11 protein-coding genes and 1 tRNA gene are annotated in these 10,574 nt (G+C 70.7%); 5 read left to right on the top strand and 7 right to left on the bottom strand.

Annotated elements, in window-relative coordinates:
• Positions 1-39: 39 nt before the first annotated feature.
• Positions 40-699 (bottom strand): ATPase, T2SS/T4P/T4SS family, encoded by a 660-nt coding sequence (locus Q9S36_RS03240; protein WP_311283913.1) that lies wholly within the window; start codon positions 697-699, stop codon positions 40-42.
• A 108-nt stretch (positions 700-807) separates the two neighbouring features.
• Here Q9S36_RS03240 and Q9S36_RS03245 point away from each other — a divergent pair, with 108 nt between their 5' ends.
• The 3 genes from Q9S36_RS03245 to Q9S36_RS03255 all read left to right on the top strand — a co-directional run bounded on the left by Q9S36_RS03245 (position 808) and on the right by Q9S36_RS03255 (position 2,432).
• The gene (locus tag Q9S36_RS03245) at positions 808-1,428 is read left to right on the top strand and encodes a flavin reductase family protein (RefSeq protein WP_311283915.1); all 621 of its coding nucleotides are present in this window, start codon (positions 808-810) and stop codon (positions 1,426-1,428) included.
• Between the two features lie 79 nt (positions 1,429-1,507).
• Positions 1,508-1,589: transfer RNA gene (locus tag Q9S36_RS03250), tRNA-Leu, on the top strand.
• 72 nt (positions 1,590-1,661) lie between these two features.
• Positions 1,662-2,432, top strand: a complete 771-nt coding sequence (locus Q9S36_RS03255) for a VTT domain-containing protein (RefSeq protein ID WP_311283916.1) — start codon at positions 1,662-1,664, stop codon at positions 2,430-2,432.
• Here Q9S36_RS03255 and Q9S36_RS03260 read toward each other — a convergent pair whose 3' ends face one another.
• Positions 2,433-3,320 (bottom strand): Ku protein, encoded by an 888-nt coding sequence (locus Q9S36_RS03260; protein WP_311283917.1) that lies wholly within the window; start codon positions 3,318-3,320, stop codon positions 2,433-2,435. It lies immediately after the preceding gene.
• 60 nt (positions 3,321-3,380) lie between these two features.
• On the opposite strand from Q9S36_RS03260, the gene Q9S36_RS03265 reads away from it, so the two are divergent.
• Positions 3,381-5,762 (top strand): ATP-dependent DNA ligase, encoded by a 2,382-nt coding sequence (locus Q9S36_RS03265; RefSeq protein ID WP_311283918.1) that lies wholly within the window; start codon positions 3,381-3,383, stop codon positions 5,760-5,762.
• 6 nt (positions 5,763-5,768) lie between these two features.
• Here the strand turns inward: Q9S36_RS03265 and Q9S36_RS03270 are convergent, their stop codons facing one another.
• The 4 genes from Q9S36_RS03270 to murI form a co-directional block, all read right to left on the bottom strand.
• Positions 5,769-6,680 carry a cation diffusion facilitator family transporter gene (locus Q9S36_RS03270; RefSeq protein ID WP_311283919.1) on the bottom strand — a complete coding sequence of 304 codons (912 nt, stop codon included), beginning with the start codon at positions 6,678-6,680 and terminating at the stop codon, positions 5,769-5,771.
• Between the two features lie 97 nt (positions 6,681-6,777).
• Positions 6,778-7,416: an RdgB/HAM1 family non-canonical purine NTP pyrophosphatase gene (gene rdgB, locus Q9S36_RS03275; protein ID WP_253034197.1), complete on the bottom strand. Its 639-nt coding sequence runs from the start codon at positions 7,414-7,416 to the stop codon at positions 6,778-6,780.
• Positions 7,362-8,105, bottom strand: a complete 744-nt coding sequence (gene rph / locus Q9S36_RS03280) for a ribonuclease PH (protein WP_064001858.1) — start codon at positions 8,103-8,105, stop codon at positions 7,362-7,364. The genes rdgB and rph overlap by 55 nt, the downstream gene beginning before the upstream one ends.
• A complete protein-coding gene (gene murI, locus Q9S36_RS03285) occupies positions 8,102-8,929 on the bottom strand; it encodes a glutamate racemase (RefSeq protein WP_064001857.1) in 828 nt (275 codons plus the stop codon). The genes rph and murI overlap by 4 nt, the downstream gene beginning before the upstream one ends.
• Before the next feature lie 56 nt (positions 8,930-8,985).
• Between murI and Q9S36_RS03290 the strand changes: the two genes are divergently transcribed.
• The gene (locus Q9S36_RS03290) at positions 8,986-10,314 is read left to right on the top strand and encodes a nicotinate phosphoribosyltransferase (protein WP_311283920.1); all 1,329 of its coding nucleotides are present in this window, start codon (positions 8,986-8,988) and stop codon (positions 10,312-10,314) included.
• Here the strand turns inward: Q9S36_RS03290 and Q9S36_RS03295 are convergent.
• Positions 10,293-10,559: a DUF3039 domain-containing protein gene (locus tag Q9S36_RS03295; RefSeq protein WP_064001855.1), complete on the bottom strand. Its 267-nt coding sequence runs from the start codon at positions 10,557-10,559 to the stop codon at positions 10,293-10,295. The genes Q9S36_RS03290 and Q9S36_RS03295 overlap by 22 nt on opposite strands.
• Between the last annotated feature and the right edge of the window lie 15 nt (positions 10,560-10,574).

Below are 10,574 nucleotides of genomic sequence, written 5' to 3' on the forward strand. Positions count from 1 at the left end.
GCGAGTGACGGATCTCAACCCTCCATAGTGGCGTCATCTTCACCATGTGGTATTGCCGGCGTGCGTCGCGCCCGAGACGACGACGCTCGTGCCGTCGCGCATCGCGGTGCGGAGGATCGCTGCCGCCTCGGGGGCGACGGACCCGGCGGTGACGAGGTCGTCCAGGGTACGGAAGCGGGTGAGGAACTTCCGGATGTTCACCGCCCAGTGCCGGCGCGTGATGTCGGGGATGACGACGTGCAGGCGCGACCCGTCCGGCAGCGACGCGTCGACGAACGGTTGGCCGAGGTCGACGCGGCGGCCGGTGGCGTGCAGCATCCGCTCGACCAGGTCGCGCAGGGCCGCGTCGGTCAGGACGATCGGTGCGCGTTCGCTGCGCCCCTCGCGGGCAACGTAGACGCGGTCGGGCGCGTTGATCCAGATCTCCTCGACCTCTGGGTCGTCGAGGAGCGCCTGCAGGGGGCCGTACCCTGCGACGGTCGACAGGATGTCGCGGACGGACCCTGCTTCGTCCTCGATGACCTCCACGCCTCGCGCGAGGGCGAAGTCGTTGTGGCGACGCACCTCGGCGCGAGCGATGAACGCTGCGCGGTCGGGGTCTCGCGACGGGTCGACCTGCTCGCTGCGCAGCCGCTCGCGCACCCGCTCGGCGACCGCGGCGAGCCCGCGGGTCGACGTCGGGGCGGACGTGATGCTCATGGCCAGGGATCCTCGCAACCCGACCCCGCCCGGCGCGGGAGTTATCCACACGCCACCGGCTCCAGGTGGACTGCAGACGCCCTGTCGGCGGGAGGCGAGAATCGAAGGATGGACGAAACGCGACGTGTCGAACTGCCCGTGCTGTACTTCGGGACCCCGGTCGCGTTGATCACCACGGTGAATCCCGACGGATCCTCGAACATCAGCCCGATTTCCTCCGCCTGGGCGCTGGGCGACCGCTACATGCTGGGGCTCGGCGCCGACGGCCAGGCGGTCGCCAACCTCGGCCGCATCGGCGAACTCGTGATCAACCTGCCGTCATCCGACCTCGTCGGCGCGGTCGAGTCGATCGCGCCGACGACGGGGCGGAACCCGGTGCCCGAGGCCAAGAGACCCGCCTACCGCCACGAGCCCGACAAGTGGACCCTCGGGGGTTTCACCCCGCTCCCGTCGGACCAGGTGACGGCGGCCCGCGTGGCCGAGTGCCCGGTGCAGATCGAGGCTCGTGTGGCGCAGATCGTCGGCATCGACGGTGGCGACGCCGTCGCCGTGGAGGCGCAGGTCCTGCAGGTCCACGCGCACGAAGGGATCCTGCGGGAGGGGCAGGATCGCGTGGACACCGACGCGTGGCGACCGCTGTACTACGGGTTTCGCCACTACTTCGCGCAGGGGCCGCATGTCGGTGCCAACTTCCGGGCGCCGCTCCTGGACGATCCCGCGCTGACCTGACCAGGTCCGCATCGCCGCGCGATCCTCGGGATATCCCTCTCAGGCGTCTCCCACCGCGCGCCCTAGACTGAACGCACCAGCGGGAGTGGTGAAATCGGCAGACACGCAGGATTTAGGTTCCTGTGCCTTCGGGCGTGGGGGTTCAAGTCCCCCCTTCCGCACGAGGCACCCGCGTGCCTCACACCTTGCGCCCATCCGTCGGCGGGCCCACCGCCGCGAATCGAAGGACCTCCGTGCTTCCCTTCGCACTGCTCCCCTGGCTCGATCCCGAGACCATCATCAACGCGGCCGGCCCGTGGGCCCTCGTCGTGGTCTGCTTCATCGTCTTCGCCGAGACCGGCCTGCTCGTCGGCTTCCTGCTGCCGGGTGACACCCTGCTGATCATGGCGGGCCTGCTGTCGAACCCGGTCACCCACGCCCCGAACGGCGTCTTCGGGATCAACGTCTGGGTGGTCGGCCTGCTGATCGGCCTCGCGGCGTTCCTCGGCGGTGAGGTCGGATACCTGATCGGTCGCAAGGGCGGACCCGCCGTGTTCGAACGCAAGGAGTCCGGCCTCTTCAGTCGCAGCAACGTCGAGCGGACGAATGCGTTCTTCGAGCGCTACGGCGGCGTGACGGTCATCCTCGCCCGTTTCGTGCCGATCGTGCGCACCTTCGCCCCGGTCGCCGCCGGCGTCGGCAAGATGGCATGGCACAAGTACTCGCTCTACAACCTGATCGGCGCCGTGATCTGGGGCTTCGGTCTGACGGTCGTCGGTTACCTCGTGAGCCTCATCCCGGGCGTCGGCGAGTTCGTCGCCGAGTACATCGACGTCATCCTGCTGGTGGCGGTGGCCGGCACCATCATCTTCATCGTGTGGCACTACTTCGCCGAGAAGCGCAAGGTCAAGCGCGAGATGGCGGCCGGACCCGACGGCGTCACCGACCGAGCCGAGGCGCAGCAGCTCGTCCTCGAGCCCGAGGCGTTCGACGAGCGCCCCGACGGGGAGAGCCGCCGCTCCTGATCAGGAGGCCTTCTTCTTCGCGGGCTTCTTCTTCGCCGCCGCCGGCTTCGTGTCGGCGGCGGCGTCTTTCTTCCCAGCGTCCGACTTCCCGCTGCCAGCGCGCGCGGCGCGGCTCTTCTCGACGCTCGCCCGCAGGGCCTCCATCAGGTCGATGACCTCGCCGCCGGAGGCATCCGTCTTCTCGCCGAAGGTCTCGGCCGTGTCGAACGCGTCGCCCTTCTCGAGCTTCGCCTCGATGAGGGTGCGCAGCTCCTGCTGGTACTCGTCGGTGAATTCGGTCGGGTCGAAGTCGCTCGAGAAGCTGTCGACGAGGGATGCCGAGAGCTCCAGCTCCTTGCTCGAGATCTTCACCGGCTCGTCGAGCACGGGGAACGACGCCTCACGCACCTCGTCCGCCCACAGGAGCGTCTGCAGCACGAGCACGTCGCCGCGCACGCGGAGCGCCGCCAGCCGCGTCTTCTGCCGCAGCGCGAACCGGACGATGGCGGTGCGGTCGGTCTGCTCCAGCGTCTGCCGCAGCAGGACGTAGGCCTTGGGACTCTTCGAGTCGGGCTCGAGGTAGTACGCCTTGTCGAGCGTCAGCAGGTCGATCTGCTCGGTCGGCACGAACTCGACGACCTCGATCTCACGGCTGCGTTCGCTCGGCAGGGCCGCGAAATCGTCGGAGGTCAGGACGACGGTGCGCTCGCCGTCGTCGTACGCCTTGTCGATCTCGGCGTACGGGACGACCTCGCCGTCGATCTCGCAGATGCGCTGATACCGGATGCGGCCGCCGTCCGCGGCGTGCACCTGGTGCAGCGACACGTCGTGGTCCTCGGTCGCGGAGTACACCTTGACGGGCACGTTCACCAGGCCGAAGGTGAGGGCGCCTTTCCAGATCGCTCGCATCACACCAGTAGACACCCGTCACAGCACGTTGCGACAGGGCTTGCGCACTACTCTGGGCCCATGCCAGCCCCACCCCAGGAGGTCGTCGTCCACGGGCGCCGCCTGCGGCTGACGAATCTCGACAAGGTCATGTACCCGGAGACGGGGACGACCAAGGGCGAGGTCATCGACTACCTCACCCGCATCGCGCCGGCGATGCTGCCGCACCTCGCCGATCGGCCGGTCACCCGCATCCGCTGGCCCGACGGGACCGGCGAGGGCTCGTTCTTCGCGAAGCACCTCGAAGCGGGGGCGCCGCCCTGGGTCGCGCGGCGGCCCATCGAGCATTCGACCGGCGCGAAGGACTACCCGCTCGTCGACGGGATCCCGACTCTCGTCTACCTCGCGCAGGTCGCCTCGATCGAACTGCACGTCCCGCAATGGCGCTTCGACGCCACCGGGGGACGACGGAACCCCGACCGACTCGTCCTCGACCTCGATCCGGGCCCGGGAGCGGGGCTCGCCGAGTGCGCGGAGGTCGCGCGCTGGGCGCGCGCGATCCTGATCGACCTCGGGATGGACCCGGTGCCCGTCACGAGCGGCAGCAAGGGCATCCACCTGTACGCCCCCCTCGACGGATCCCGCACGAGCGACGAGATCAGCGCCTTCGCGAAAGAACTCGCCCGCCTGCTCGAAGCCGACCACCCCGACCTCGTCGTCAGTCAGATGTCGAAGGCCGCCCGTCCCGGCAAGGTGTTCCTCGACTGGAGCCAGAACAACGGCAAGAAGACGACGATCGCACCGTACTCGCTGCGGGGCCGCGACCGGCCGACCGTCGCTGCGCCGCGCCGCTGGGACGAGCTCGACGACCCCGATCTGCGCCACCTGCTCTTCGACGAGGTCCTCGAGCGGCTGGGCGAGGTCGGCGACCTGTTCGCCGCCCTGGCGCCGACGGATGCCGGGCCGCTCGCCTCGTACATCGCGAAGCGCTCCGCGGCGAAGACGCCCGAGCCCGTGCCGGACTCCCCCGCCGGCGCACCGTCCGCCGGCTCCGCGCGCTTCGTCATCCAGGAGCACCACGCCCGGCGCCTGCACTACGACCTGCGTCTCGAACGCGACGGCGTGCTCGTCAGCTGGGCGGTGCCGCGCGGCATCCCGGACTCCCCCTCGACGAACCACCTCGCGGTCATGACCGAGCCGCACCCGATGGAGTACCTGGGCTTCGCGGGCGAGATCCCGGCGGGCGAGTACGGTGCCGGGTCGATGTCGATCTGGGACACCGGCACCTTCGCGCTGGAGAAGTGGCGCGACGACGAGGTGATCTTCACCGCGACCGGTCGCGAGGGCGGCCCGCTCGGTTCGGTGCGCCTCGCTCTCATCCGCACGAGCGGCGACGGGGAGAAGTCGCAGTGGCTGCTGCACCGGATGAAAACGGATGCCGCGCCCCCCGCATCCGCTCCTCCGGCACCCGCGTCGCCGCCCTCCCCCGCCACGCCCCTCCCGCCCCCGTCGCCGATGCTCGCGACGACCTCCACCCCTCCCCTGGCGCGCCGGGCGGCGGAGCGATGGGGAGCCTGGGTCGAGTTCAAATGGGACGGCGTGCGGGCCCTCGGCATCTGGGAGGGACAGACGCTGCGGCTGCGGGCCCGCAGCGGCACCGACATCACGGCGCGCTACCCCGAGGTGACCGCGGCGGCGGCGTTCGGTCCCGCCTCCTGCGTGGTGGACGGCGAGATCGTCGCTCTCGACGGACGCGGTCGACCGAGTTTTTCGCTGCTGCAGCACCGGATGCACCTGACGAAGACGCCCGAGATCGAACGCGAGGCGCGGCGGATCCCGGTGCAATACCTGCTGTTCGACGTCCTCGAAATCGACGGAAGGGATGCCGCGCCGCTGCCCCTCGCGCAGCGGAGGGAGCTCCTCGAACGGCTCGCCGCCGATGCGCACGAGCCGATCGTCCTCCCCCCGATCGCCGACGACGTCGACGACGCCCTCGCCACGGCGCGCGCGATGGATCTGGAGGGTGTCGTCGTCAAGGACCCGTCGTCGATCTACCGACGTGGTCAGCGCAGCGACCAGTGGCTCAAGGTCAAGCTCACCCTGATGCAGGAGATCGTGATCGGCGGCATCCGTCCGGGCAAGGGCGGTCGCTCAGGGGGGATCGGGTCGCTCCTGATGGGGATCCCGACGCCCGACGGGCTGCACTACGTCGGGCGTGTCGGCTCCGGCTTCGGCGACGCGACCCTCGCACGATTGGATGCCGCGCTCACCCCGCTGCGCACCGACGAGAACCCGTTCGTCGACGTCGGCCGGGAAGAGGCATCCGATGCGCTCTGGGTGCGCCCTGAGCTCGTCGGCGAGGTCGAGTACGCCGAGGCGACGCCGAACGGGACCCTCCGCCACGCCCGCTGGCGCGGTCTGCGACCCGACAAGACCCCGGACCAGGTCAGGATGGAGGACTGACCGGCGTCAGGCGTGGGCGTCGTGTTCGACGTGACCGGCGGGTTCGAGCTGGAACGTGGAGTGCGCGACGTCGAAATGCCGGGACAGGCAGGACTGCAGCTGCGACAGGAGGGCACCGGCGCGATCGTCGGCGAAGTGATCGGGTGCGACGACGACGTGGGCGGTGAACACCGGCGCGCCCCGGGTGAGCTGCCACACGTGGACGTCGTGGACGTCGACGACGCCCTCGGTGCCGAGGATGTGATCCCGGATGTCGGCGACCTTCGTCCCTGCCGGCGCGCGCTCCCCGAGCACGGCGAACACCTCGCGCAGCAGGGCGACGGCGCGGGGCACGATGAGAGCGGCGATGAGGAGGGAGGCCACGGCGTCCGCCGGCATCCATCCCGTCAGCCAGATGACCCCGGCGGCGAGGATGACGACGACGGAGCCCACCAGGTCGCCCAGCACCTCGAGGTACGCGCCGCGGACGTTGATGCTCGTGCGTTGAGCGGCGCTCAGGACGTAGAGCGAGACGCCGTTCGCGACGAGGCCGATGACCGCGACCACGAGCATCGGCAGACCCTGCACCTCGGCCTCGGCGGGGTCGACGAGGCGCGAGATCGCCTCGACCGCGATCCATCCGCCCAGCACGATCAGGATGACGGCGTTGAGCAGCGCGCCGAACACCTCGGCCCGCTGGTAGCCGTAGGTCTGGCGTTCATCGGCGGGACGCGCCGCCACCGACGCCGCGATGAGGGCGATGACGAGACCCGAGCTGTCGGTGAACATGTGCCCGGCGTCCGCGAGGAGCGCGAGCGATCCCGTGAGGATCGCGCCGACGAGCTGGACGACGAGCACGGTCGCGGTGACGCCCAGCGAGACGGCGAGCAGACGGCGGGGATGTCCGCCGCGGATGCCGGTGGGCGCGTGATCGTGCATACCTCGAGGGTAGGGCGGGGCGGCCGACCTGCCGCCCGGTTCGGCCTACTCGGGAATGAGTCCGATTCTCAGGCTCAGCGAACCGTGTCGGCGGGAATCAGAGCGCGGCGAGGAGCGGCGCCAGCGCCTCGAATGCGCGGGCGCGGTGCGACGTCGCGTTCTTCTCCGCCGCCGACAACTCCGCGGCCGTGCGCCCGCCGGCGTCGTCGGGCAGGAACACGGGGTCGTAGCCGAATCCGTTCCCACCCGCGGGAGCCGGCGCCAGCCGGCCCGGCCAGACCCCCGTCACCACGTGCTCCTCGCCGCCCGGGACGACGAGCGCGATCGTCGACACGAATTGCGCCGTCCGATGCGGGTCGGCGATGTCGGAGAGTTGATCGAGCAGCAGCTCGTAGTTCGCGACGCCGTCCTTGCGGTGCCCGGCCCAGTAGGCGGAGAACACCCCGGGCGAACCGCCCAGAACGTCGACGCTGATCCCGGAGTCGTCGGCCATCGCGGGGAGCCCCGTGTGGACGGCCGCCGCGCGCGCCTTGATCAGCGCGTTCTCGGCGAACGTCACGCCGTCCTCGACGGGCTCCGGTCCGTCGTAGCCGACGACCTCGAGGTCGGGCCGCGTCGCGGCGACGATCGCACCGAACTCCTCGACCTTGTGCGCGTTGTGCGTCGCCAGGACGATGCGGCTCACGCGCGCTCCTGCGCGAGGGCGGCGAGCTGGATGTCGCGGAGGTCGCCGCATCCGTTCACACCGAGGTCGAGCAGCGCGTCGAGCTCCCGCTTGTCGAAGGGCGCCCCCTCGGCGGTGCCCTGCACCTCGACGAACAGCCCGCGACCGGTGACGACGACGTTCATGTCGGTCTCGGCGCGGACGTCCTCGACATAGGCGAGGTCGAGCATGGGCTCACCGTCGATGATCCCGACCGAGACCGCAGCCACCGAGTCCAGGAGCGCCTTGGCGTTCTTCCCAACGAACCCCTTCGCCCGGCCCCACTCGATCGCATCCGCGAGGGCGACGTAGGCGCCCGTGATCGCCGCGGTGCGGGTGCCGCCGTCGGCCTGCAGCACGTCGCAGTCGATGACGATCGTGTTCTCGCCCAGCGCCTTCGTGTCGACGACCGCACGGAGCGCGCGACCGATCAGCCGAGAGATCTCGTGGGTGCGGCCGCCGACCTTGCCCTTGATGGACTCGCGGTCGTTGCGGGAGTTGGTCGCGCGCGGCAGCATCGCGTACTCGGCGGTGACCCACCCCTTGCCCTTGCCGGTCAGCCAGCGCGGGACGCCGTTGGTGAAGGATGCGGTGCACAGCACCTTCGTGCCCCCGAAGGAGATGAGGGCCGACCCCTCGGCGTGGGCGCTCCAGCCGCGTTCGATGGTGACGGGGCGCAGCTGGTCGACGGCGCGGCCGTCGGCACGGGTGGTCTCGGTCATGAGGTCTCCTTCGGTAGGTCGATGGCACCGGTCTGGACGAGGCGGACACTGCTCACACCGCGTCCCATCAGCCGGTCGGCGAGGCGGAGGAAGTCCTCGGCGGAATCCCCCGTCGCCTCGTAGACGTGCGTCGGTTCCGCGTCGGGTCCGGCCAGCAGGTCGCGCGACACGAGCTGACGATAGACGTCCTTCGCGGTCTCGGTGTCGCTCGAGACGAGCGACACGTCCGGGCCCATCACGTAGCTGATGGCGCCCTCGAGGAACGGGTAGTGGGTGCAGCCGAGCACGAGGGTGTCGATCCCCGCATGACGCAGCGGCGCGAGGTACTCCTCGGCGACGCGCAGGACGTCGGGCGTGTCCGTGACCCCCGCCTCCACGAAGTCGACGAAGCGCGGACAGGCCTGGGCGAAGACGCTCAGGCGCTCGTTGACGCCGAGCATGTCCTGGTACACGCCCGAGCCGATGGTGCCCGCGGTGCCGATGACGCCGATCCGCCCGTTGCGCGTGGTCGAGATGGCGGTGCGCACGGCGGGGCCTATGACCTCGACGACGGGCACGTCGTACCGCTCCCGCGCGTCGCGCAGGAGTGCCGCCGACGCGGTGTTGCAGGCGATCACGAGCATCTTCACGCCCTCGTCGACGAGGGCGTCGAGCACCTCGAGGCCGTAGCGCCGCACGTCGGCGATCGGTTTCGGTCCGTACGGGGAGTGCGCCGTGTCGCCGATGTAGAGCACCGACTCCCGCGGCAGCAGCTGCGAGACAGCGCGGGCGACGGTGAGGCCGCCCACTCCGGAGTCGAAGATCCCGATCGGTGCGTCCGTCACGATCGTCCAGCCTAGTCTCGCGCGGGGGTCCGCTCGCGCGTGGCTAGAGTGACGGCATGGGCATGTCCACGGCGCTGCTGACCGACCGCTACGAGCTCACGATGCTGGATGCCGCGCTGCGCGACGGCACCGCCGACCGCCGCTGCGTGTTCGAACTCTTCGGCCGCCGCCTCCCGGGCGGACGCCGCTTCGGTGTCGTCGCGGGAACCGGGCGACTGCTCGCGGAACTCGCCGACTTCCGGTTCGAGGAGGCGGAGCTCGCCTTCCTCCGCGACCACCGCATCGTCAGCGCCGAGACCATCCGCTTCCTCGAGGACTACCACTTCCGCGGGACGATCAGCGGGTACCGCGAGGGAGAGCTCTACTTCCCCGGCTCGCCGATCCTCACGGTCGAGGGCTCGTTCGCCGAGGCCGTCATCCTCGAGACCCTCGCCCTCAGCATCCTCAACCACGATTCGGCGGTCGCCACCGCTGCGGCGCGCATGAGCATCGCCGCCGGCGACCGCCCGCTCGCCGAGATGGGGTCGCGCCGTGCGGCGGAGCGCTCCGCCGTCGCCGCGGCGCGGGCCGCCTACATCGCGGGCTTCTCCGCGACGAGCAACCTCGAGGCCGGGCGCACCTGGGGCATCCCGACCATGGGGACGGCCGCACACGCGTGGACACTGCTCCACGACACCGAGGAGGACGCCTTCCGCAGCCAGATCGACGCGCTCGGCACCGACACGACGCTCCTCGTCGACACCTACGACATCCGCCAGGGCGTCGAGACGGCGATCCGCGTGGCGGGCACGGGCCTCGGAGGCGTGCGCCTCGACTCGGGAGACCTCCCGACCGTCGCCGCGTCGGTGCGCGCGCAGCTCGACGAGCTCGGCGCCACGGGCACCCGCATCACCGTGACGAGCGACCTCGACGAGTTCGCGATCGCGGCACTGGCGGCATCCCCCGTCGACGCCTACGGCGTCGGGACCTCGGTCGTGACGGGATCGGGCACTCCGACCGCGGGCATGGTCTACAAGCTCGTCGCACGGCAGGGCGCCGACGGCGGGTGGGTCTCCGTCGCGAAGGCCTCGACGTCGAAGGCGTCCGTGGGCGGACGCAAGGCTGCGTTCCGCACCCGCGTCGACGGGGTCGCGACGGGCGAGGTGGTCGCCGTCGCCGCCGGCTTCGACGAGCTCGACACGCCCGCCGCCCACCCCGATGCCCGTCCGCTGCAGGTCGCTCTGGTCCAGCAGGGCGAAGCGGATGCCGCGCACCTCGGACCCGCCGGCGTCGCCGCCGCACGGGCGCATCACCTGCGCGTGCGGGAGGAGCTGCCCGTCACCGCTCTCGCCCTCAGCCGCGCCGATCCGGCGCTGCCGACGGTCTACGAGGTGAGCGAGGCGTAGATCTCCTTGCACGTGGGGCACACCGGAAACTTCTCGGGGTCGCGCCCCGGCGTCCACTTCTTGCCGCACAGCGCGCGAACGGGCTTGCCGGTGATCGCCGATTCGAGGATCTTGTCCTTCTTGACGTAGTGCGAGAACCGCTCATGGTCACCCGGCTCGATGGACTCCTCGCGGATGAGCTCCTCGAGCTCACGGTCGAGTGTGGCGAGGCCGCCCTGATCCGGGCTGTCGATCGGCGTGCTCATTCCCCCGAGTGTACT

The sequence above is a fragment of the Microbacterium sp. ARD31 genome (assembly GCF_031844425.1).